Origin of the sequence: Acinetobacter seifertii (assembly GCF_000368065.1) — a bacterium.
Lineage (GTDB): Bacteria > Pseudomonadota > Gammaproteobacteria > Pseudomonadales > Moraxellaceae > Acinetobacter > Acinetobacter seifertii.
This window is the reverse complement of sequence record NZ_KB851204.1, coordinates 101,449-125,114: the sequence shown is the minus strand read 5'-3', so window position 1 is coordinate 125,114 and position 23,666 is coordinate 101,449. Positions and strand designations below refer to the sequence as shown.

Sequence of the window (23,666 nt, the reverse complement as noted above, 5' to 3'; positions counted from 1 at the left end):
AATTTTATCTAAAATTTTTGATTTGGAGCATTTTATGTCTAAACAAGTTGTTATCCCTGACGGAACATCGGCACCACTTGCACCCTATGTTCCTGCAACCAAAGCAGACAATATTGTGTATGTGTCAGGCACATTGGCTTTTGATGAAAATAATAATGTGGTCTGTATTGGTGATGCTGCAGGACAAACTCGCCATATTTTAGAAACAATCAAAAAAGTGATTGAAACTGCGGGTGGCACCATGGATGACGTAACGTTCAATTCTATTTTCATTAAAGATTGGGTGGACTATACCGCAGTGAATACGGTATATGCAGAATATTTTCCGGGTGACAAACCGGCTCGCTTTTGTATCCAGTGCGGCTTGGTGAAACCCGATGCCTTAATTGAAATTGCATCGATTGCCCATGTGGGATAAACGATGTCACTGATAAAAACCTTCAGCATCATCACTAATGTGATGTTTTAGCCTCGATTCATTGTAATGATCATGCATTGGGGTTGGAGAGCAATCATGCAAAAAACAGAAGAGAAACAGGTTTTAACTCCATCTACGATTCAGCAGGCTCAGACATGCTCAACACACTTAGAAGTAGATCAGCATACTTTTAGACAAGGCATGGCAAATCTTGGAGCAGCAGTGAATGTCATCACGACAGATGGGCCTGCGGGAAAGGCTGGCTTTACAGCCTCCGCTGTATGTAGCGTAACAGATACACCGCCGACACTATTGGTTTGTCTCAACCGCTCAGCATCAGTTTTTAATACTTTTAAACAAAATGAGGTACTTTGTGTCAATACTTTAGCTGCCCATCAAAGTACGCTATCTACAATTTTCGGTGGAAAAACACCAATGCCAGAACGCTTTGCTCATGGGGAATGGAGCAAGCTACTCACTGGTTCTCCGATTTTGAATGAGGCCTTGGTGTCATTTGATTGTGAAATTGTACAAAGCATGAGTATCGGTAGTCATGATGTCTTGTTTTGTTCGGTCAAAGCAATGAAACACCAAAGTGGGCTTAATGCACTTATGTACTTCAACCGCAATTATTGCGAATTACAAACAGCATGCTAATGCAGATAAAAAATGAAAAAGAGGATCTGTTATGCGAACAAAAGAATCTTGGTTTCCTAAATTTAAGCCGCACACAGGTAATTTAGAAACTCCCGTACAAATTGATGAATATCTTCCTCCTGGTAAAAGTATTGTTTTGGGGTTACAACATGCTTTTGCGATGTTCGGAGCAACTGTTTTAGCCCCGTTACTCATGGGCTTTGATCCGAACCTCACCATTTTTATTACTGGTATTGGCACCATCTTGTTCTTTTTAATGACAGGTGGGCGTATGCCTAGCTATCTCGGATCAAGCTTCGCCTTTATTGGCGCAGTCGCAGCCGCTACAGGCTATGTAGGGGTTGGATCAAATCCCAATTTAGCTGTGGCGCTTGGCGGTACAATCATTTGCGGTTTGATTTATGCATGCATCGGTTTAATTGTGATGAAAACTGGAACTGCATGGATTGAAAAACTCATGCCACCCGTGGTCACTGGTGCAATTGTGATGATTATTGGTTTAAACCTTGCACCTGTAACAATTAAAAGCGTTTCGACAAATAGCTTTGACACGTGGATGGCAGTCATTACCATTTTATGCATTAGTGCGGTTGCTGTTTTTACAAGAGGTATGATTCGCCGCCTTCTATTACTCATCGGGCTCATCAGTGCTTATTTTATTTATTTTCTACTCACCAATACCTTAGGATTAGGCAAACCCATCGATTTTAATGCGATCAGTCAAGCTGCATGGTTTGGCCTACCCACTTTTCACTCGCCTGTTTTTAATGCCAAAGCTATTTTATTGATTGCACCTGTTGCGCTTATTTTAGTCGCTGAAAACTTAGGACATTTCAAAGCTGTTTCTGCCATGACAGAACGTAATTTATCGCCATATATGGGTCGTGCTTTTTTTGCAGATGGTATTTGTACAAGTTTATCAGCTTCTGTTGGTGGTACAGGTATGACGACTTATGCTGAAAATATTGGAGTAATGGCTATAACTAAAGTCTATTCAACGACTATTTTTGTGGTTGCGGGACTATTTGCAATTCTACTCGGTCTATCTCCCAAATTTGGAGCAATCATTAGCACCATCCCTGTTGCTCTATTAGGCGGTGCGTCCATTGTTGTCTTTGGCTTAATTACTGTAGCTGGAGCAAAAATTTGGATCGATAACAAAGTTGATTTCACTAAAAATAGTACTTTAATCATTGCAGCAGTCAGTCTCATTATGGGGGCTGGTAATTTAAGTCTACATATTGGGCCATTTGACCTAGGGGGTATTGGAACTGCGACACTTGCAGCAATTGTGCTTAACCTATTACTCAACAGAACGGAAAAATCCGAAAGTCAATCTATTGAAAAATCAGTAGAACCGCTTAATTCTGTCCCACACCTTTAATTCTGGAGAAACTCCTTGATTCAAAGTGCTTCATTTATCGGTTTAGGTGCAATGGGATGGCACATGGCTTCCCATTTAACCCAAGTATGTAGCCAAGTCTATGTTTGGAATCGTACGTTTGCTAAAGCAAAGCAACATGAACAAACCTTTGGTACGCAGGCTGTAGACCTGACACAAGCTCTGCAAGCAGATATTATCTTTTCATGCCTACCGACTAGCCAAGATGTAGAAAATTTAATTGCGGATTCTCAACTAAAACAAGGCTGTATTTGGGTAGACTGCACTAGCGGTGTGCCAGAAACTGCAAGAAAACTCAGTCAACAGCTCAAATTAAGCGGAGTTGATTATTTAGATGCGCCAGTTTCAGGACAAACGATTGGAGCTGAACGAGGAACTCTTACGGTAATGGTCGGAGGTGACGAGTGTGCATTTAAAAGAGCAAAGCCTATTATTCAAGCATTTGCTAATTTAGTTGAATATGTCGGCGAAAGCGGTGCTGCTTTTGCAGTAAAAGCTATCAATAACACACTAATGGCAACACATCTTTGGGCGCTAGCAGAGGGTTTGAGCATCCTTAAATCTCAAGGCGTAAATTTACATTCCGCAATGAACTGCATTAACCACTCTAGTGGCAAAAGCAATGTTTCAGAACATATTATGATGCAACGTGTTTTAAGCCGTAAATTTGAAAAAACTTTTGCTTTAGATTTATTACAAAAAGATATTGGGATAACACTAAATTTAGTTACTCAAAATAATTTAGAACTTCCAGCTTTTAGTCTAATTCAACAACAGTTTAATCAGGTTTCCAGACCTGATGCACAACAAGTCGATTTTTCAGCCATAGTTAAATTATTGGAACAACAAAACCAATTAGAGCTATCTTAAGAGTAAGTCTTACGACCTACTCTTTTTTTTTTAAGAAAAATAAAATTCTTTTACTGATCCGGAATCGCAGCTTCCACTAAAAGTGCCAATAACGACAAAGACTCCTGCCATCCTAAATAGCATGCCTCTACAGGAATAACTTCGGGTATTCCTTCTTGAGTAATATGCACCTCCGTACCGACCAGTACAGTCTTTAATGTAATAGTCACCTGCATCGTACCAGGTAAATTTGCATCATCGAATTGATCGTTATATCGAATTAATTCATTTGGAATGAGTTCAACATAAGTTCCGCCAAATGAATGTGTTGATCCTGTCGAAAAGTTAGTAAAACTCATTTTGTATGAGCCACCTACATTTGAATCAAAACTATGAACTTTCGCAGTAAAACCGTGAGGGGCCATCCACTTAACTAAAGCATCTGGGTCTAGAAATGCGCGATAAACACGTTCAGCGGGTGCTTTAAATACGCGATGTAATTTTACTGTACCTGTTGCCATGATCTTCTCCTTATTTTTAATTCCATTTAAGTTATAGAAATAATGTTTACTAGCTTAAACTTTAGAAAGTGTTTTAACGTATATTTTTGGTGTTTTTTTAACCTAACCAGCTTATTTTAAACAAAACTAAATTACGAAAACTAAGGCTGATTTTTTAGTAAAAATGGAGCAAAATAGTCAGTAATCATAATGAAACATATTGAATTTGAGATTAATCATGAGTCTGCTCGCTTTCTCCTCTTATGCATTAAACGGTGTAGATGCACAGAAGTTTTTACAAGGTCAAGTGACTGTCGATACTGAGCGTTTAGCTGAAAATGAAACACGCTATACAGCCATTTGTGATCTTAAAGGCCGTATTCACTTTGGCCTGTGGCTGAAAAAGCTGAACGCTGAAAGTTTTGAGATTGTTGTTACTCAAGATCAAGCTGAAGAGTTCGCCAAGCATATTAAAAAATATGGCGCATTTTCAAAAATGACTTTAAGTGAACAAGGCGCTGTGTTTCCAAAAGTTGTAAATGGACACACTGAGTTCAGCTCTACAGAAACTAATGTTTTCGAATGGCAAAAACAAGCCATTATGACGGGTCAAGCATGGATTGCTCAAGCAACCGAACATGAGTTCCAACCACAAGAATTACGTTTACATCAACGTGAAGGCGTAAATTACGATAAAGGCTGTTACTTAGGTCAAGAAATTGTGGCGCGCCTTTGGTTTAAAGCAAAACCAAAACACTGGTTGCATCTAGTTCAAGGTACAGGTGAAGCACCTGCTCCAGCTACTCAATTAAATAACGATATTGAAGTAGTAAATAGTACTCAAACCACTGACGGATATATTGCGTTAGTAGTTGCGAAACCAGCCGCTCTAGCTGAACTCGGTCTTCAAGTCCTCGATTTGCCAGAAGCATTAAGTGGTGATGTGGCTAGACCACAGTAATTATATTTAGTAAATAAAAAGCCCGTGGAGACTCTATGGGCTTTTTTATAGATACAAAATTCTAATAAATTCATTTAATTAGGGCATCAATTTTTTAATTTTTCTATGCCATCATAATCTAGGTTGAAATCTAAGAGAAAAAATATGAAAACTAAACTTGCTACACTCATGTTGAGTTTGGCTTTTTTCGGTTCTGCTCATGCTGATGTGAAGACACTTGAACAAAATCTGAAGACAAATTATCCAGACTTACCTGTAAAAGGTGTTTATCAATCACCTGTGCAAGGTATTTATGAAGTGTATACAAGCGGTCGTATTGTTTATACCAATCAAGATGCTAAATACTTTTTTGTAGGCAATTTAGTTGATATCAAACAACAAAAAAATATGACAGAAGAACGAATTGCCGAATTGGGTAAAATTGATGTCAAAAGCCTGCCCCTAAATCAGGCGATAAAATATGTAAAAGGTAAAGGTGAGCGTACTCTTTATATTTTCAGTGACCCAGATTGCCCTTACTGTCAGCGTTTAGAACAAAACATGGTTGGGGTGGATAACGTAACGGTATATGTATTCTTATATCCGCTGACTAGCTTGCACCCAAATGCTGAGAAAGTTGCAAATCAAATCTGGTGTTCAAAGAATCCGTCTGAAGCTTGGACCAACTATATGCTTAATCGCAAATTGCCGACTAATAGCAAAAGTTGCTCAAGTCCAATTCAAAAGAATATCGCTTTAGGCCAAAAATTAAATATCGATGGAACACCAACTCTTTTCTTGCAAGATGGACAAAGAATCTCTGGTGTACCAAGTGATGCAAAACAAATTGAAGCATTACTTAAGTCAGTAAAATAAGTCTATATGCCACTCTCTTAGCTAGAGTGGCATATCATTTTTCTCCACAGTTTGCTTTATAGACATCGTTTTATATACAAATCGGCTGTTTACTTTCATGCATCACTATTTATGATGAGAAGTTGAGTTGATTCAATACATCGACGGAATGATGTAGCTACGAAGTAAAAGGTTAAAAAGAAATGAAAAAATTACTCATCGCCAGCCTAATCGCCATTTCAAGTTCATCCATCTTTGCGGCAGACAGTACAGCATCTGCGGCAAAAAATGATGTCTTTAAACAGGCTGAACAATTGTATGCGGCAAAAAATTATCCTGCTGCTTTCCAAGAAGTCCAGCGTCTTGCACAGACAGGAAATGCTCAAGCGATCTATAACTTAGGCTATATGACGCAAATGGGTCAAGGTACTGCCAAAGATAATGCTAAAGCTCTGAAATATTATGAAGATGCCTCGAATAAAGGCTATGCTCAGGCCAGTTATAGACTTGCACAGATTTATGAAACTGGTGAGTTAGGCGTTGCAAAAGATAGTAATAAATTTAGCCAATATGTACAGAAAGCATCAGCTCAAGGTTCTGATGATGCAACGGTAAAAATTGCGACCATTTTATTTGCTCAGAAAAAGCCACAGTCTCATCAAATTGCCCTTCAAAAGTTAGCGCCTTTAATTAGAAAAGGTAACTATCCAGCTACTCAGGTGAAAGCACTTTATGATATTAGCCAAGGGGTTGAAAATAAAAATCCGTTAATGAAACGCCAAGGCATTGAAGCTTTACAAGCAATTGCACAAAAAGGTTATGCACCAGCGTCTATGGCTTTAGCGACTATGATGGCAAATGGCAATATCATTCCACAAAATTTACCTGAGGCCAAAAAGATTTTTACTGAGCTTGCCAATCAAAATGTTCCTAACGCTAGAGAATCTTTAGCTTCAGTCGAAAAGATTATTGCTGAGAAGAATAAGCAAGCTGCAGCCGCCCCTACACAGTCCGCACCTAGAAAATAGTAAAGAAACAATAGCCCCGTATGGGGCTTTTCTTTTACCACCACAAAGCAATCAGCCCACTTACTCCAATAAAACCAATAATGGTACTTATCATTAAAGGTGTTAATGCTCTTTCATTTAAACCGTATGCTTGTCCAAAAATACCAAAAGCAATCGGCATCGGCAACGCTGCAATTAATGTTCCTGCATAAAGCATTTCACGGCTTACATTTGGCAATAAAAGAAACAATCCAAAAATCACAACTGGCATAAGAATGACATTAAACCCAGCTAACAATATACTTTGTAAATTCACTGCGGTAATTCCTATACCAACCAAACTGCCGCCAATAGCAAATAATGCTAAAGGTGAGGCTGTTTTTCCTAACAGTTCTATAGCTTGCCCAAGTTTTGAAGGCAGATGAATGCCGAGTAAAATACAGCTCATGCCAACCAAAATTGCAATAATTACAGGGTTTTTAAGTAAATTAATAAATGTCTTTTTCAGCAAAGGAAAAAGCTGTTGCTGTTGATGTAATCCCGCTTCAGCCAAAATGAGCATTAAAGCGACGATTAATAAATTTTCAATAATTAAAGTTAAAGATATATAGATTGCAGCATGACTACCCATGAGCATGGTCAAAATAGCGGTACCCATAAATCCTGTATTTGACATAGAAGCACCCATCGATATGACGGCGCTATGGGTTAGGCTGTTTTTAAAAAGCTTTCGATAAATAATAAAAGCAAGAAAAAACAATATTAAAGAGCCGCCACCATAAGCAATAAAATAAGATGGGTGCCAAATCTCTTGTAAATTTTTATTGGCTAAAGACTGAATTAAAAATGCAGGAAGAGCAATTTTAATAACAAATGCACTCAGGGCCCTAATCTGCTCAGGTGTTACCAATTTAATGAGGACACTGCAGTACCCCATCAACAATAAAATCAAAATTGGTAAAATTACCTGAAAAACCACAGAATGCTCCCTCACTCATCTGAAAATAAAAACGGGCAAATCTTAATTTGCCCGCTGATCAACTAAAAAGAATCAAAAAGCTGTTTTAATCCATGTGGTTGACAACGCAAATACTGAGGTGCAATTTTAACTTTTGCTCCCAATTTAGCTGCTGCATGCCACGGCCAACGTGGGTCATATAACATAGCACGAGCAAGGCCAATTGCATCAGCTTGCTGAGTTTCTAAAATTTGTTCAGCATGTTCTGGCTCGGTAATCAGTCCTACTGCAATCACAGGAATAGACACATGCTTCTTAACCTGTTCGGCAAACGGAACTTGGTAGCCCGCTCCAATGGTAATATTTTGGTGTTCATGTAAACCACCGCTAGACACATGAATATAAGCGGCTCCTAGCTGCTCTAAAGCTTTTGATAAACCAACTGTAGATTCAATATCCCACTGCTCATTGCCATCCATCCAGTCAGTTGCAGATAGACGGACTCCTACTGGATAGCCTTCAGGCACCGCGAGTTTAATTGCCTGAAGTACTTCAAGCGCCATACGCATACGGTTTTCTAAAGAACCACCATATTCATCTGTGCGTTGATTCGCTATTGGCGATAAAAATTGATGCAATAAGTAACCATGTGCTGCATGTACTTCGATTAGCTCAAAGCCGGCTTCTACTGCACGTTTTGCAGCAGCAGCAAAGTCTTGTTGAACTTGTTTAATTTCATCGATTGTTAATGCATGTGGCGCCGCATCATGAACCGAAAAAGTACTTGTACTTGGAGCAACTGTTTGCCAGCCATGTGGCTGATTTTTTGCAATTTGGCCTTTGCCCAACCATGGCTTTTCAGTCGATGCTTTACGGCCAGCATGTGCTAACTGAATTCCAAATGGCATAGGAGAAAGTGTTTTAACTTTCCCCAATAAAGTTTTGATCTGGTCACGTTGCTGATCATTCCACAGTCCAAGGTCTGCATAACTAATTCGACCTTCCGCTTGTACAGCCGTAGCTTCCACAATACATAGCCCAGCCCCAGACAAGGCATAATTTGCCCATTGCTGTTCATGCCAATAGGTAATTTCGCCTTCATCAGTTGCCGAATACTGGCACATTGGGGCAATTACAATTCTATTGACCAGTTGTAGTGAATCAAAATTAACCGTTTCAAATAATTTTGCCATTTTAAATTCCTAGAATTGTTTAATTACACGTAAACCTGCACTCCAGTTACGCCCATCCGCAGGCTCAAAGTAACGATCATTACCATCATTTACAATCACTGAACCCGCATAGTTTTTATCAAATAGGTTATCTACACGAGCAAAGCTTTTGACTTTCCATTCGCCTAAATCCCATGCATAACCAATATTTGCTGAAGTTACACTGTAGCTCGGTGCTGCGTCACTGTTGGTATCATTCACGTATACTTTGTCCATATACTGTACGTCTACACCACCATATAGACCGTGCGATGGCTGCCATGCCAAAGAGGCATAAGCTTGGTTTTTAGCAATACCTGGAATCGCATTTCCTGATGGAATTTGAGCAATATTTCCTAAAGCTGGAATATCAGCATCAAATGTCGCATCTAAATAGGCATAGCTTGCAGTCGCGGTTAAGTCTCGCCATAACTTTTTATTCCATGCAAACTCTACTCCTTCACGTAAGGTTTTATCTGCATTACGGAAGGTTGCACGTCCGTTTGAGCTTCCCGCTGCAACAATGTCATTCTTCGTTTTGGTTTGAAAAACCGCCAACGTAAAATCACCTAATTGGTTTTGTGACTTTAAGCCAGCCTCATAGGTATCACTCGTTGATGGTCTTAAATCAAAGTTAAAACCTGACTTTGTCGTATCAGTTTGATATGCCATTTCAGTAAAGGTCGGTGTTTCAAACCCTTTGGCATAACTTACATATGCCATGAGCTCAGGTAAAATTTGCCAGCTTAAAGCAGCAGAAGGTAGAACCTTACTGTAATCAGTCTTACCACTATCATCGCCATTACTTAAATAATTATCTTTAGATTTGTAATGGACATTGCTATAGCGTACGCCCGTGTCTAAACGCCATGTAGGTAAGAACTGCCATGAAGCTTGTAAATATGGGTCGATATTCCACAAAGTATTGTCTTCATCACGACGTAATTTACCTTTAACACCGTAAGAAGGCTGACCATTTACTAAGTTAAAATTTTCATAACCTTTACGGTCTTCATCCATCGCATCGAGTGCAACACCTAAACTTACTGTCGTATTTGGCAGCAGTTCTTTACCTGTCCAACGGAAATCAGCACCATAATAATTACGTTCAAAATCAATCACGCCACCAGCATGATTAATGCTGGCATCTTGTGCTGACTTAGGAATAGATTGATATTGAGTAACTTGGCGATTGCCTAAATATGCCATGGCATAGAGTTCATTTTTATCATTAATAGGCTTAGACCATGTCACCCCTGTCTGGGTTTGCTCAATGTCTTTTCGAACCTTATAAATGTTTTTTGAATCATTAACCTGTTTGGGATTCGCATTCCACTGAGCATGAGTTAAACCTTGCGGGTCATCTGCATTGATTTTGACATAGTTAGTCACCCAGTTGATTTTGCTTCCATCGTCAAGGTTCCAACTGAGCTTGGCGTTATTTAAGATTTTATTTGCACCGCTATGATCTCGGTAACCGTCGGTATCGAAGTACGATGAACTAATAATATAGCTTGGTTCATTCGCACCCTTTGCCCCACCTTGTAGTACTAACCCTGCTCGGCTTTTATCATGGCTACCTCCCGAATAGCTCAGCTCGATTGAGTCTTTTCCTTGACCTTCTTTAGTAGACGTTAAAATTGTCCCACCCGATGAGTTTCCATATAGTGAGGAAAAAGGTCCCGTTAGAACTTCAACATGATCGAGACTACTTAAATCAATATTAGAGGTTTGGCCTTGCCCATCTGGCATTGTTGCGGGAATACCATCCACATATAGACGAATACCTCGGACACCAAAAGTAGAACGTGCGCCAAAACCACGCATAGATAGCTGCAAATCTTGCGCATAATTTTCACGATTACGAATCTGTAAGCTCGGTATCCCTTTCACAACTTCAGTTAAATTCACTTGTGAAGAGCTATCAGCTTGAGGTGCATCTATTCGAAAAACTGAAGCAGGTGTTTGTAAGTAAGTGGTATCGGTACGCGTTGCTTCCACATGTAAAGTAGGCAATTTGGCAACGTCTGAATTTAGGTCTTCTGCCCATACAATTGGACTAGAAATACAGCCCATACTCATCAAAATACAGTAATGAAGTCGGTCTAAGCGTAATAAGGACATGCTTATTTCCTTTATTTATATTGTAGTTATGATAACAAAAAGCAGTGTCTTGTCTGGATATTGAATTCGATCTGCATTGTTGTAAATCTAGAACACTATATCGTTATTTAAAAATTAATTTCTAAATTTGGATTATCGGCTCAAAGATGGATGATCTTTCCAGCAATACCGTTCAGGCCAGTCTTTTGCCTCTTCAGCATAGTCAATTCCAATACGTGGTGTTAAAACAACTTCTGGTTGTTTAGTGGCTGCTTCAATCCATAGCCCAGATTCTTCACCTAGAGTCTGGCCTTTTAAACTACGGTCAATACCCAAATAACGTGTCAGTTTGCCCGGTCCAGCTAAAAGCTTATATTCTTTTTTTGTTGAAGCATTACTTAAAAATACAGCCCGAATCATTACTCCTTCAGGCACACCTTCTGTTTGAGTAATAATATTAAGCATTTCATACATGCCATAAATTAGGTAGACGTAAATACTACCACCATGGCCATACATTACCTCAGTTCGAGCTGTTCGTTTATCATTGTAACTATGGCAAGCTTTATCTCGAACGCCCAAATAAGCTTCTGTTTCACTAATTGTGCAACGGATGATTTGACCATCGGGCTGTCGCTTACATAATACACAGCCGATCAAATCATAAGCCACTTCTGAAGTTTCTCGTTGAAACCAGCTTAATGGTAAAATATCTGACATAGTATTCTCTGAAATATTACATACCACACGTTATACTTGATTAATCCAGTATATCTGTTAATTCTGCGAGTTGGCATGCCTGAGTTACCCGAAGTCGAAACCACCAAAACCAGTTTATTTCCCTTATTGAATCAAAAAGTTCAAAGTGTAGAAGTCCGCAACTCTAGCTTACGCTGGCCTATACCAGATGATATTCAAAAACTTGTTGGGCAACGTCTCATTGGGTTAAACCGACGTTCAAAATATATTTTGGCAGAGTTTGAACAAGATCAAATGCTCTGGCATTTAGGCATGTCAGGAAGTTTTCGTCTCACCGAACCAAATGATGAACTAAGAAAACATGACCACCTGATTATTCAATTTGAAGATCAGCAGTTACGTTACCATGACCCACGCCGTTTCGGTTGCATCCTTTGGCTTAATTCGGAAACTCAAGGCAAACTCATAGATACTTTGGGGCCAGAGCCTTTAAGTACTGACTTTCATGCAGAATATTTAGCTTCTAAGCTAAAGAATAAATCTGTCGGCATAAAAATTGCACTCATGGATAATCATGTAGTGGTTGGTGTAGGCAATATCTATGCAACTGAAAGCTTATTTAATGTAGGCATTCACCCAGCTCAGCCTGCTGGCGATTTGACTATGCAACAAATTGAAAAACTCGTTGTCGAGATTAAACGAATTTTGAAATCGGCAATTGATTTAGGTGGCTCAACTTTACGCGATTACAGTAATGCCATGGGTGAAAATGGTTATTTCCAGCAAACACTTCTTGCTTATGGTCGTGCTGGAGAAATGTGTGTTAACTGTGAAACCCCATTAGAAAATTTAAAACTCGGTCAGCGTGCCAGTGTATTTTGCCCACAGTGCCAACCACTTAAAAAGCTGAGAAAGCCTTAATTTTTTGGAGGAAGACAACATGCAAACAGCAATTGTCCGACATATTTTAGTCAAAGATAAAGACTTAGCTGAACAGCTAAAAAAGAAGCTACAAAGTGGTGCAGACTTTGCCAAACTTGCCAAGCAATATTCCACCTGCAATTCAGCTAAACGTGGCGGTGAACTTGGCGAAGTTAAAAAAGGTCAATTAGTACCTGTTATCGACAAAGTTGTCTTTACAGCTGCTGAACGCGTGTTGCAAGGTCCTATTAAAAGCCAGTTTGGCTATCATCTTTTAGAAGTTAAATTCCGAATGGGCAGCTTACGCTGATTCCATTAATTTAATTATGGTTTTTCAGAAGTTTTAGCCTGTGCATTCATTTGATATGTCCAGGCTTTAATATATTCACCCGACTCTAGTTTTACATCTGCGATGACACGCTGGTATTGAAAACCTTCAAAATCATCCAGCATCTGCCAGTTTTCAGCAAGTTTTTCTGTGCTAAACACATAACCATCTATCCAATCGGCTTGCGAATCTAACTCAAGTGCTTTTAAACCCTTGTCTGGTCCCCAATCTAAAATATGAATCACGCCTCTTACACTGGCTTTTATCCAGTGACCATCGATTTGTTCTAAAATATGAGCATTAACTTGATTCGGACATAAAGTGCCATATACAAATAGCTGATTCATAATAACTTACCTTTACTAATATAAGTTTAATATTAATATCCTTTAAAAATTAGTCTTCTAAGATAACTTAAATGCAAAAAGACTATTAAGAATACTCTCATTTTGGTATTCTTTAAGCATAAAATAAATTGTATTTTACAAGCTAATAAAATGAATTATAAGTAGTTTTAGTTTAATGAATTTATTTTTAACTTTAATAAATATTTTACTTATCTAAGGAATTTTAAATGGGGATGTACACATATGTATCTTTACGAGTTTGGGTGCATGAAGAAAAACGCCCAGCTAATCGTGATGAAACACGTAAGATCATTCAAGCGTTATATGATGATGCACAATCAAATTCACATCATGAAGCTGAATATGCCTTTAATTTAGATGGTAACTCTGAAAATGAAGTAAAATGGTATAGCCTTGAAAAAGATATGCTTAATTTTAGCCAGAAATATCCTGAATACAGTTTTATTGTACAAGAGGAAGGGACTGGAGAGTTTGAAGGTAGTTATAATTTTAATACTTACTTCCAAGGTAATAGTTACCAATACGATCAATATTTTTATTTATTAGATTTCATTGATTTTGACTATTATGTCGAAGATTTATTTAACAAAAATTTTACTCTCTTTAACAATATTAAAGAAATTAAAGAAAATTTAATTATTAAACAAAATGATAAAACCCTTAAAATTTATATCCCTACAGTAACTGAACAACAGTCTGATCGAGTACACAGGATTTTAGAGTTTCAGGCTCAAAAAGATTTTTCAAAACTTGGCATAAATGTTTCTAAATATCATAACGATGAGCCTTCTAATTCTATTCTAATTGAATATTACTTACAGAATTGTACAGATAATCAAACTACTCAAGATATTATTTCTAATTGCTATGAAATTACTGAAAGATTCTTAATTGGAGAAGTTCGATAAAATAACTATAAAAAACGGTACGCTAGGTACCGTTTTTTATTTGAAATCTGCTTAAGCTTTCTTTTTCAACTCATCACGAATTTCGCGCAGTAATTGCACATCTTCAGGCGTTGCAGCTGGAGCTTCTGGCTCATTCTTATCACGGCGAAGTCTGTTTAATAATTTCACCATTAAGAATACAACCCAAGCTAAAATCAGGAAGTTAATTAAAATGGTCAGGAAGTTACCATAAGTTAATACATTGACACCTGCCTTTTGTAAGGCATCCAAAGACTGTAAATTGTTAGGGTTTGCACCCAACACAATGAATTTTTGTGTAAAATCAACGCCACCACCAGTAATTACACTGATAATTGGCATGATAATATCTTTCACCAAAGAGTCCACGATTTTGCCAAAAGCACCACCAATAATCACACCAATGGCTAAATCCATCATATTGCCTTTAATGGCAAATTCTTTAAATTCTTGAATAATACTCATCTAAACATCTCCAGATGTCGGGGGGTCGAAACACGTCATATTTTTCTTTTTCATTGGCATCTTATCGAATTAGATAGTACTCGCCATGATATTGATAATTTAATATTTTTATCAAAAAAAAGAAAACTATCTCACACTTTAACAACATATTCGTTTATAAGAAAAATATGAATTTAAGGTTAATTTAATTTCAAATATAACAATTAAAAAAACCGCTAAATTAATTTAGCGGTTTTTTCTTTTTCAATTAAGAAAAATTATTTATCACGGTTACGTTTACGTTCGTTTTCAGTCAAGTAACGTTTACGGATACGGATTGATTTAGGTGTTACTTCTACTAACTCGTCATCTTCAATGAATTCAAGCGCTTGTTCAAGCGTATATTCAATTGCAGGTACTAAAGTTAAAGCATCATCTGTACCAGATGCACGAACGTTAGTTAATTGTTTCGCTTTAGTTGGGTTTACAACCATATCGTCTGAACGAGAGTTAATACCCACGATCATACCTTCGTAAACTTCTAACTGTGGCTTAGCAAATAAACGACCACGGTCTTGTAAGCTGAACAATGCATAGCCCAAGCAAGTACCTTGAACCATAGAAATCAACACACCGTTTTGACGCTTCGCAACAGTACCTTGTTTAACAGGACCATAATGCGAGAAGCTTGAAGTCATGATCCCTGTACCAGAAGTCATGGTCAAGAATTCAGAACGGAAACCGATTAGGCCACGTGAAGGCACAGTCGCTTCAATACGGATACGGCCTTTACCGTCAACTTCCATATTAGTCATTTCGCCTTTACGGTGACCCATTTGTTCCATTACAGCACCTTGATGCTGTTCTTCAACGTCAAACGTTACGTTTTCGTAAGGCTCTTGTCTTTCACCATCAATTTCTTTGATGATTACTTGTGGACGTGATACGCCCATTTCAAAGCCTTCACGACGCATGTTTTCAATTAAAACTGAAAGATGAAGTTCACCACGACCAGATACTTTGAAGCGGTCTGGACTGTCAGTGTCTTCAACACGTAAAGCTACGTTATGGATTAATTCGCGATCAAGACGTTCACGGATATTACGTGAAGTTACGAATTTACCTTCTTTACCAGCAAACGGAGAGTTGTTTACTTGGAAAGTCATAGATACCGTAGGTTCATCTACAGATAAAGCTGGTAATGCTTCAACATTTTTCGGATCACAGATTGTGTCAGAAATGTTAAGTGCATCAATACCAGTAATACATACGATGTCACCAGCAGATGCTGAATCTACATCAATACGTTCTAAACCGTGGTAACCCATGATTTTTAAAATACGACCGTTACGTGTATTGCCATCTTTGTCAATTACAGTAACAGGAGTGTTTAATTTTACTGAACCACGTTGAATACGACCAACACCGATAACGCCTACGAAGCTGTTATAGTCAAGTGATGAAATCTGCATTTGGAATGGACCATCAACGTCAACTGCTGGTGGCTCAACGATGTCTACAATCGTTTCGAACAACGGAGTCATGTCTTCTGCAAGTTCTTCAGGAGCTGGACCCGCTACACCACGTAAACCTGATGCATAAACGATTGGGAAATCTAATTGCTCATCAGTTGCACCAAGGTTATCAAACAAATCAAATACTTGATCGATTACCCAGTCTGGACGTGCACTTGGTTTATCAACTTTGTTGATAATAACGATTGGCTTCAAACCACGAGCAAAGGCTTTTTGCGTTACAAAACGAGTTTGTGGCATTGGGCCTTCTTGAGAGTCAACAAGAAGTAATACGCAGTCAACCATCGACATAACACGTTCTACTTCACCACCGAAGTCGGCGTGTCCCGGGGTGTCCACGATGTTGATACGGTAAGTTGTATCAGTACGCTTATCCAACCAAGTAATAGAAGTGTTTTTCGCTAAGATGGTAATACCACGTTCACTTTCAAGCGCATTCGAGTCCATGACACGCTCAATCTCGCCTGCTCGGTCACCGAGAGCACCTGATTGCTGAAGTAGTTTATCGACAAGTGTGGTTTTCCCGTGGTCGACGTGCGCAATAATTGCGATATTACGGAGATTTTTGATATCTGACATGAAAATTAGAAACGCCTGAAATTTGAGGGCAAATTATACAGAAAAACACTACTCTTGAGTAGTGACAGTTTATTGACATTGACAAAAAAATTTCCCAATAGCCTGTATTTCGTTTTGTAAAGATAGGTATCTCGATTAGAATAGCGCCAATTTGCGAAATTGTGGCGTATTTACTCCCATGTCCAATCAACCATCACCAGACCATCTTGACCTTGTTTATGGATTAGATGACCGACCAAAACCCTTCGTGGCTTTTTTAGCTGCTTTTCAACATTTGCTTGCAATTATTGTCCCAATTATTACACCTGGGCTTCTTATTTGTTTAGCTTTGGGTGTTTCACGTACCGAAACCAACATGATTTTATCCATGTCTTTGGTCATTTCAGGAATTGCAACTTTCTTACAATGCAAAAAAGTTGGTCCTTTCGGTGCAGGTCTACTCATTGTTCAGGGTACTAGTTTTAACTTTATTGGCCCAATTATTGGTATTGGGAGTGCAATGGTTGCCGCAGGTACACCAGTAAATCAGGTTATGGCTGCTATTTTTGGTGTGGTGATTGCTGGTTCATTTATTGAAATGGGTGTGTCACAAATCCTACCATGGGTAAAAAGACTTATTACTCCGCTTGTGACAGGTATTGTTGTACTGCTGATTGGTTTAACGCTTATTAAAGAAGGCCTCATTAGTATGGGTGGTGGTTACCAAGCTATGCAAGATCATACTTTTGCAAGTTCTGATAACCTTATAATGTCTTGTACAGTTCTAGCTATTATTATTGTTTTAAATCGCATACGCGTAGTGTGGATTAAAAGCTCAGCTATTTTGATTGCTTTGGTTATTGGCTACATTCTTGCCGGCTTCATGGGGTACCTAGATTTTTCTGGTCTAAAAGACGCGCCAGTTATTCAAATTCCAACACCAATGCACTTTGGCTTAAGCTTCTCATGGGGCTTATTTATTCCAATGGCATTCATTTATTTGGTGACTTCATTAGAAGCAATTGGTGATGTCACAGCAACCAGTAAACTTTCAAACCAACCTGTAGATGGTCCTCAGTGGATGCAACGCATCAAAGGTGGCGTGTTAGTGAATGGCGCAAACTCTTTACTTGCAGGATTATTTAACACCTTCCCTAGTTCTGTTTTTGCCCAAAATAATGGTGTAATTCAACTCACTGGTGTGGCAAGTCGTTACGTAGGGATCTGGATTGCTGCTTTACTCATTATATTAGGTCTATTCCCTGCTGTAGCAGGTGTAATACAAGCCGTACCACAGGCGGTATTAGGCGGAGCAGTTATGGTAATGTTTGGTGCGGTTGCTGCCTCAGGCATTAACATTCTTTCATCTATTCATTTAGACCGTCGTGCCCTTTTAATTATCGCGATTTCACTTGCACTAGGTTTAGGTGTTGCTCAAGTTCCACAAATTTTGGAACACTTACCAGAGTTATTTAAAAATATTTTTAGTTCTGGTGTAGCAACAGGCGGTATTGCGGCATTAATTTTAAATGTTGTGCTGCCTGAAACACATAAATAACCCTTTTTTAATTTTTTGATTACTGCCCAGTTCCCACTGGGCATTCTTCTTCATGAGAGATGTACATGGATCCTAGAAGTGAAGTGGTATTAAGACAACAAGACTATTTAAAAGGTAGACTCTTGTTGATTAATGCACCCAATGATGCCTTAGTCAGTCAATTACCATCTGGGGTTGATGCATCAGTCTGGACGTGGAATTATGTGGACTATAAAGGCTTTGTTAATGCAGGCACGACAGCACATTTCTCGGTTGAGTTTCCATCACAAGAATTTGATCAGGCTATAATTTTTGTTCCAAAATCAAAAGAGCTTTTAAATTATATATTGCATGTGGTGATGAGCCATCTAAAAACTGACCAATCAGTTTTTTTAGTAGGTGAAAAAAAAGGTGGTGTTGAAAGAGCTGCTAAACAACTACAAAGTTTTGGCAAAATTCTTAAACTTGATAGCGCTCGACATTGTCAGTTATGGCATTTAAAAATTGAGAAAACTGAAAAGCTCAAACCTCTTGAAAGCTGGTTAAAAACCTATACTGTTCAAGCAAATGGACATGAACTTACCATTTGTGCTCTACCGGGGGTTTTCAGTCAAAATCATCTAGATGTGGGAACTGCTGTTTTACTCCCTTATCTTAATCAGATGAAATCAGGTAGAATTGCCGACTTCGGGTGTGGTGCGGGAATTATCAGTTGTTATTTGGCAAAAATAAATTCAAGTAATATTATTCATGCCTTAGATATTGATGCTTTCGCTTTACGGTCAACGGAAATGACTTTTAGTCGAAATGGAATAGGTTCAGACCAGTTGAGATTGCAACCTGTTATAGGAATTGCAGACGCCCCAACAGAACTTGATGCCATTGTCAGTAATCCTCCCTTTCATCAAGGTATTCATACCAACTATGATGCAAGTGAAGGACTCTGCCAGAACGCTAAAAAACATTTAAAGGCATCGGGTGAGCTATGGATTGTAGCAAACCGTTTTTTAAACTATCCGATCTTAATTGAGAAGCACTTTGGTCAGTGTGAGATTAAAACTGATCTTCAAGGCTTTAAGGTGTTATATGCCTGTGCATAACAAACTATGTAAGGAATCTCCATGAGCGAAACACATGCTCCTGAAAAACTCCAGCGAAAGCTTGGAGCTCGTCATCTGAATATGATCGCCATTGGTGGTTCTATTGGTACAGGTCTCTTCCTTGCTTCTGGATCAACCATTGCAAACGCAGGCCCTGGTGGGGCTCTACTCGCTTACTCTCTTATTGGTATTATGATTTACTTCTTAATGACCAGTTTAGGTGAGCTTGCGACTCATACCCCAACATCTGGTGCATTTTTTACCTATGGCAGTCGCTATGTTGAAGATGGCTTTGGTTTCGCTCTAGGCTGGAATTATTGGTACAACTGGGCAATTACGGTTGCATTTGAACTTGTTGCTGTACAGTTTATTATGAAATTCTGGTTTCCAGATATTCCCGGTTTTTACTGGAGTGCCCTTTTCCTCGTTATCATTTTCATGATTAACGCAATGAGTGTAAAAGGTTTCGGTGAAAGTGAATTCTGGTTCTCAATGGTTAAAGTTATTGCAATTATTGCCTTCATTATCATTGGTATCGCCATGATAATTAAGCTCATGTTGACACCGGGCGTAGCTACTTTTGGCAACTGGACTTACAAAGACGCACCTTTTGTGGGTGGTTTGCAGGCTATGATTGGGGTCGCCATGATTGCAGGGTTCTCATTTCAGGGAACCGAAATGGTGGGTGTTGCTGCGGGTGAATCGAAAGATCCAAAGAAAACTATTCCACTTGCAATTAAACAGATTTTCTGGCGAATTTTATTATTCTATATCTTGTGTATTTTCATTATCGGCACACTTATCGCCTATGATGATCCAAATTTATTACAAGCTGCAACAACAGAAAATGTTGCCCTTTCTCCTTTTACCTTGCTTTATGAAAAGGTAGGCTTTGCTTTCGCTGCGAGCTTAATGAACGCGGTTATTTTGACTGCTATTTTGTCGGCAGGTAACTCGGGCATGTATTCTTCTACCCGTATGTTATTTGACATGGCTCAACAAGGCCGTGCACCAAAATGGTTTGCAAAACTCGATAATCGTGGTGTTCCAATGAATGCGCTATATGCAACGACATTTATTGCTGCATTCTGTTTCTTAACGACATTTATTGGTGAAAAACAAGTCTTTAACTGGCTACTCAACATGTCAGGGATGTGTGGTTTTATTGTCTGGTTAGGTATTGCAATTTCACATTATCGCTTCCGTAAAGGTTATATCGCTCAAGGGTATAAACTTGAAGATTTAGCATATCGTGCCAAGTTTTTCCCATTTGCACCTTGGTTCGCATTCATTCTGTGTTCAATCATTATCTTAGGCCAAAATTATCAAGCTATTTTGGGTGGAAAAATTGATTGGATCGGCTTACTTTCTACTTATATTAGTTTGCCTTTATTCTTAGTAATTTGGCTCGGATATAAATGGAAATATAAAACTAAATTAATTAGTTACGACAAAATGAATGTAAAACCAGAGCAAGATTAACAGTAAGTTTAAGTCGTTAATTAAAGTAAGCTGAAGATCCGAAGCTTGATCTTTAGTTAAAAACAGGTAAAATGCCGTTCAAATTTTCAACGGCACTTTTTAAAAAGGAGGACATCATGCCAACACTACAAGGTAAAAAACAGTAACGATTTGGCACGATGTCAGCTCACGGACAAGTGTACAAATTTAATTCACTTGTCCGAATGCTCGAATTTAAGACCTAGCATTCGCTAGGTTTTTTTATGCCTATTCGGACAGAAAAATAAGAGAAAAATTATGGGCATACAAAAAATATTAAACGAAGAGGCACTTTACGGTGTCCCCGTTAAAATTTTCACTCAAGATATAGACAGTGAAAGTATTGAACAATTGAAGAAAATGGCACAACTGCAATTTATATATTCACATATTGCTGTTATGCCAGATGTTCACGTAGGAAAAGGTGCGACTGTAGGAAGTGTTATTCCGACTAAACATGCCATTATTCCAGCTGCAGTCGGTGTAGACATTGGCTGTGGAATGAATGCAATTCGTTTAAGTCTAAAGGCTTCACAGCTTCCTGATAACTTGAGTCGTTTACGTGATGCAATTGAACGTAAAGTACCAGTTGGATTTGCTTTACATAAGCAGGTCAAGGCTAAAGCATCGAGTATTATTCCACTCGAAAAGCGTTTACAACCGATTGTAAAAAAGCATCCTGGTTTAATTAGAATGCTTCGGCAGTTTGATGCGACTTGGCAAAAACAATTAGGCACATTAGGAGGTGGCAATCACTTTATAGAGTTATGTATTGATGAAAATCAAGATGTATGGGTAATGCTACATTCAGGTAGTCGAGGACTTGGTAACGTCATTGGTACTTATTTTATTGAACTTGCCAAGAAAGAAGCACAACATCGCTTTGGGCATGTACCTGATAAAGACTTAAGTTATTTTGCTGAAGGTTCAAACAGTTTTAATGATTATGTAGAAGCTGTGGAGTGGGCCCAAGAATATGCTTTTGAAAATCGTAAAGAAATGATGCGATTAGTCTTAGAAGCAATCCGACCTATTCTACCGTCGTTTCAAATGACAAAAGAAGCAATTAATTGTCATCATAATTATGTAAGTCGAGAAACCCATTTTGGTGAAAATCTTTTAGTTACCAGGAAAGGGGCGATTAGAGCAGGTTTAGATGAGTTAGGAATTATTCCTGGCTCTATGGGAGCACGCTCTTATATTGTTAGAGGAAAAGCTAATCCTGAGTCTTTTTGTTCATGTTCTCACGGCGCTGGGCGTAAAATGAGCCGCAGCAAGGCAAAAATTCTTTTTAATCAACAAGACTTAATTGAGCAAACCAAAGGTATTGAGTGCCGTAAAGATAGTGGCGTTGTCGATGAGATCCCAAGTGCTTACAAGGATATTGATGAAGTCATGGCGAACCAATCAGATCTTATTGAAGTGGTCCATACACTTAAACAAGTTTTATGTATTAAAGGTTAAAACATGAAAATTAAAGAAATGCCAAAAATTAAGGTCCGTAACCACGTAGCTCTGTCCCCTTTACTTCAAAAAGGTGGTATGCATGAGACAGAAAAACCTCGTGCACAGCATCGTCGAGATAGACAAGATACTAAACAGCAATTAAAAAAAGGTGTTTGGTAAAAACTTATCTATAAACAATTAACTGAATAGATATTATTGAGGAGATATAGAAATGAAAAAATATTTGAAAAATCGCAATAAAAAAAGCGACTCGTTAGAGTCGCTTTTTTACTGTTCAGAAACTCAAATTATTGAGCTTGTTGACCAGGTTGAACTACTACAGTACGGCTACCAGTGATTGTCGCGAATACACGACGGTTCATAGCACGACCTTCTTTAGTTTTGTTGTCAGCAATCGGTTGATCCCAAGCGAAACCTTGAGTAGACAAACGAGAAGCGTCAACATTGTATTCGTTTACAAGAGCTGATTTAACAGAGTTAGCACGAGCTAAAGATAAACGTTCGTTCAACTTACGTGGACCAGTGTTATCTGTGTGACCTTCGATACGTGCAGTAGCGTTAGGGTATTCAGTTAACTTCTCAGCAACTTTAGCGATTTCTGGCTTGTATTGGTCTTTGATGTTTGACTTGTTAGTATCAAAGAACACACGAAGTTCCATGTTAAGGTCTTCAGTTAACTCTTGTGGTTGTGGAGCAACTGGAGTTGGTTCAACTGGAGCAACTTCTACTACAGGAGCAGCAGGCTTCAAGTGACCACCAAGAACTACGTTTAAACCAGCAAGAGCTGTATAGTTCCAGAATTGTTCGTCAAAGTTATAAGTACCACGAGCTTCTGTACGAAGAGATAAAGCATCGTTGATGCGATAGAACGCACCGATACCAGCATTACCTAAAGTACCTTCTTCGCTAGTGTGGTAACCAAGATCAGGAATATCGTATTTGTAGTGACCAGCACCTAACAATACGTATGGCTTGAATTTGCTGTCATAGTTTTTAGTAATCAAATCAGAAGTAACATAGAAGTTACCATTGATTTGTTTTTGTTTGTATTCAGCATTTGGAGCACTAGGAATGCCTTTTACATCACCTTTAACTTGGTTATATTCAGCTTCAAAACCTAACCATGGTGTTAACTCAATACCTAAAGCTGCACCAACGAATAAATCGTCTTGTAACTCAGGTCCGTTAGTTAAACTACCTTTGTCACCACCGTTATTGTGTTGGCTGTCTTGGAAAGTGTAACCAAGCAATAATGGAGTAACTGTTACGCCAGCATTAGCAGCAGCTAATGGAGCAGCAACAAGCATAGTAGCAAGTGCAATACGACTCAATTTCATGGATATCCTCCAGAGATAACAATTGTTGTTCAAGCTCAGCCTAAAT

Annotated in this window: 24 protein-coding genes; 15 read left to right on the top strand and 9 right to left on the bottom strand. The window is 38.6% G+C overall.

Going from position 1 to position 23,666, the window contains the following annotated elements; translation table 11 throughout:
* The first annotated feature begins 34 nt into the window (after positions 1-34).
* From rutC to F985_RS23145, 4 genes are all read left to right on the top strand, one after another.
* Entirely contained in the window at positions 35-418 is a 384-nt protein-coding gene (gene rutC, locus F985_RS23160) for a pyrimidine utilization protein C (RefSeq protein WP_004705760.1), read from the top strand.
* A 66-nt stretch (positions 419-484) separates the two neighbouring features.
* Entirely contained in the window at positions 485-1,075 is a 591-nt protein-coding gene (rutF, locus tag F985_RS23155) for an NADH-dependent FMN reductase RutF (RefSeq protein WP_081401424.1), read from the top strand.
* A gap of 31 nt (positions 1,076-1,106) precedes the next feature.
* Positions 1,107-2,459, top strand: coding sequence for a pyrimidine utilization transport protein G (rutG, locus tag F985_RS23150; RefSeq protein WP_004705758.1), 1,353 nt, complete (start codon positions 1,107-1,109; stop codon positions 2,457-2,459).
* A gap of 15 nt (positions 2,460-2,474) precedes the next feature.
* On the top strand, positions 2,475-3,347 hold the full coding sequence (locus F985_RS23145) for an NAD(P)-dependent oxidoreductase (protein ID WP_004705756.1): 873 nt from the start codon (positions 2,475-2,477) through the stop codon (positions 3,345-3,347).
* A gap of 50 nt (positions 3,348-3,397) precedes the next feature.
* On the opposite strand, the gene F985_RS23140 is transcribed toward F985_RS23145, so the two are convergent.
* Entirely contained in the window at positions 3,398-3,850 is a 453-nt protein-coding gene (locus F985_RS23140; RefSeq protein WP_077168717.1) for an SRPBCC family protein, read from the bottom strand.
* A 214-nt stretch (positions 3,851-4,064) separates the two neighbouring features.
* Here F985_RS23140 and ygfZ point away from each other — a divergent pair, with 214 nt between their 5' ends.
* From ygfZ to F985_RS23125, 3 genes are all read left to right on the top strand, one after another.
* Positions 4,065-4,787, top strand: a complete 723-nt coding sequence (gene ygfZ, locus F985_RS23135) for a CAF17-like 4Fe-4S cluster assembly/insertion protein YgfZ (protein WP_004705754.1) — start codon at positions 4,065-4,067, stop codon at positions 4,785-4,787.
* A 144-nt stretch (positions 4,788-4,931) separates the two neighbouring features.
* The gene (locus tag F985_RS23130; RefSeq protein WP_004705753.1) at positions 4,932-5,642 is read left to right on the top strand and encodes a DsbC family protein; all 711 of its coding nucleotides are present in this window, start codon (positions 4,932-4,934) and stop codon (positions 5,640-5,642) included.
* A 182-nt stretch (positions 5,643-5,824) separates the two neighbouring features.
* On the top strand, positions 5,825-6,649 hold the full coding sequence (locus tag F985_RS23125) for a tetratricopeptide repeat protein (protein ID WP_004705752.1): 825 nt from the start codon (positions 5,825-5,827) through the stop codon (positions 6,647-6,649).
* 34 nt (positions 6,650-6,683) lie between these two features.
* On the opposite strand, the gene F985_RS23120 is transcribed toward F985_RS23125, so the two are convergent.
* The 4 genes from F985_RS23120 to F985_RS23105 all read right to left on the bottom strand — a co-directional run bounded on the left by F985_RS23120 (position 6,684) and on the right by F985_RS23105 (position 11,620).
* Complete coding sequence (locus F985_RS23120) at positions 6,684-7,607, bottom strand: AEC family transporter (RefSeq protein ID WP_004705751.1); 924 nt, start codon at positions 7,605-7,607, stop codon at positions 6,684-6,686.
* Positions 7,608-7,669: 62 nt separating this feature from the next.
* Positions 7,670-8,779: an NADH:flavin oxidoreductase/NADH oxidase gene (locus F985_RS23115; protein ID WP_004705750.1), complete on the bottom strand. Its 1,110-nt coding sequence runs from the start codon at positions 8,777-8,779 to the stop codon at positions 7,670-7,672.
* A 9-nt stretch (positions 8,780-8,788) separates the two neighbouring features.
* Entirely contained in the window at positions 8,789-10,921 is a 2,133-nt protein-coding gene (locus F985_RS23110; RefSeq protein WP_004705749.1) for a TonB-dependent receptor family protein, read from the bottom strand.
* 132 nt (positions 10,922-11,053) lie between these two features.
* Positions 11,054-11,620, bottom strand: a complete 567-nt coding sequence (locus tag F985_RS23105) for a DNA-3-methyladenine glycosylase (protein ID WP_004705748.1) — start codon at positions 11,618-11,620, stop codon at positions 11,054-11,056.
* Between the two features lie 75 nt (positions 11,621-11,695).
* On the opposite strand from F985_RS23105, the gene mutM reads away from it, so the two are divergent.
* Positions 11,696-12,520 (top strand): bifunctional DNA-formamidopyrimidine glycosylase/DNA-(apurinic or apyrimidinic site) lyase, encoded by an 825-nt coding sequence (gene mutM, locus F985_RS23100; protein ID WP_004705747.1) that lies wholly within the window; start codon positions 11,696-11,698, stop codon positions 12,518-12,520.
* A gap of 19 nt (positions 12,521-12,539) precedes the next feature.
* A complete protein-coding gene (locus F985_RS23095) occupies positions 12,540-12,830 on the top strand; it encodes a peptidylprolyl isomerase (protein WP_002051379.1) in 291 nt (96 codons plus the stop codon).
* Between the two features lie 14 nt (positions 12,831-12,844).
* Here F985_RS23095 and F985_RS23090 read toward each other — a convergent pair whose 3' ends face one another.
* Positions 12,845-13,195: a gamma-glutamylcyclotransferase family protein gene (locus F985_RS23090; RefSeq protein WP_004705746.1), complete on the bottom strand. Its 351-nt coding sequence runs from the start codon at positions 13,193-13,195 to the stop codon at positions 12,845-12,847.
* Between the two features lie 227 nt (positions 13,196-13,422).
* Here F985_RS23090 and F985_RS23085 point away from each other — a divergent pair, with 227 nt between their 5' ends.
* Positions 13,423-14,124: a hypothetical protein gene (locus tag F985_RS23085; protein ID WP_004705745.1), complete on the top strand. Its 702-nt coding sequence runs from the start codon at positions 13,423-13,425 to the stop codon at positions 14,122-14,124.
* A gap of 51 nt (positions 14,125-14,175) precedes the next feature.
* On the opposite strand, the gene mscL is transcribed toward F985_RS23085, so the two are convergent.
* On the bottom strand, positions 14,176-14,607 hold the full coding sequence (mscL, locus tag F985_RS23080; RefSeq protein ID WP_004705743.1) for a large conductance mechanosensitive channel protein MscL: 432 nt from the start codon (positions 14,605-14,607) through the stop codon (positions 14,176-14,178).
* Between the two features lie 257 nt (positions 14,608-14,864).
* Entirely contained in the window at positions 14,865-16,700 is a 1,836-nt protein-coding gene (gene typA / locus F985_RS23075) for a translational GTPase TypA (RefSeq protein ID WP_004705742.1), read from the bottom strand.
* 178 nt (positions 16,701-16,878) lie between these two features.
* On the opposite strand from typA, the gene F985_RS23070 reads away from it, so the two are divergent.
* From F985_RS23070 to F985_RS25945, 5 genes are all read left to right on the top strand, one after another.
* Positions 16,879-18,237 carry a uracil-xanthine permease family protein gene (locus F985_RS23070; protein WP_004705741.1) on the top strand — a complete coding sequence of 453 codons (1,359 nt, stop codon included), beginning with the start codon at positions 16,879-16,881 and terminating at the stop codon, positions 18,235-18,237.
* Between the two features lie 65 nt (positions 18,238-18,302).
* Positions 18,303-19,316, top strand: a complete 1,014-nt coding sequence (locus F985_RS23065; protein ID WP_004705740.1) for a class I SAM-dependent methyltransferase — start codon at positions 18,303-18,305, stop codon at positions 19,314-19,316.
* Positions 19,317-19,337: 21 nt separating this feature from the next.
* Complete coding sequence (locus F985_RS23060) at positions 19,338-20,798, top strand: amino acid permease (protein WP_004705739.1); 1,461 nt, start codon at positions 19,338-19,340, stop codon at positions 20,796-20,798.
* 276 nt (positions 20,799-21,074) lie between these two features.
* Positions 21,075-22,280, top strand: coding sequence for an RtcB family protein (locus F985_RS23055; protein ID WP_004705738.1), 1,206 nt, complete (start codon positions 21,075-21,077; stop codon positions 22,278-22,280).
* Positions 22,281-22,298: 18 nt separating this feature from the next.
* On the top strand, positions 22,299-22,442 hold the full coding sequence (locus tag F985_RS25945) for a hypothetical protein (protein ID WP_166739898.1): 144 nt from the start codon (positions 22,299-22,301) through the stop codon (positions 22,440-22,442).
* 128 nt (positions 22,443-22,570) lie between these two features.
* On the opposite strand, the gene omp38 is transcribed toward F985_RS25945, so the two are convergent.
* Positions 22,571-23,620: an outer membrane protein Omp38 gene (omp38, locus tag F985_RS23045; RefSeq protein WP_004705735.1), complete on the bottom strand. Its 1,050-nt coding sequence runs from the start codon at positions 23,618-23,620 to the stop codon at positions 22,571-22,573.
* Positions 23,621-23,666: the final 46 nt, after the last annotated feature.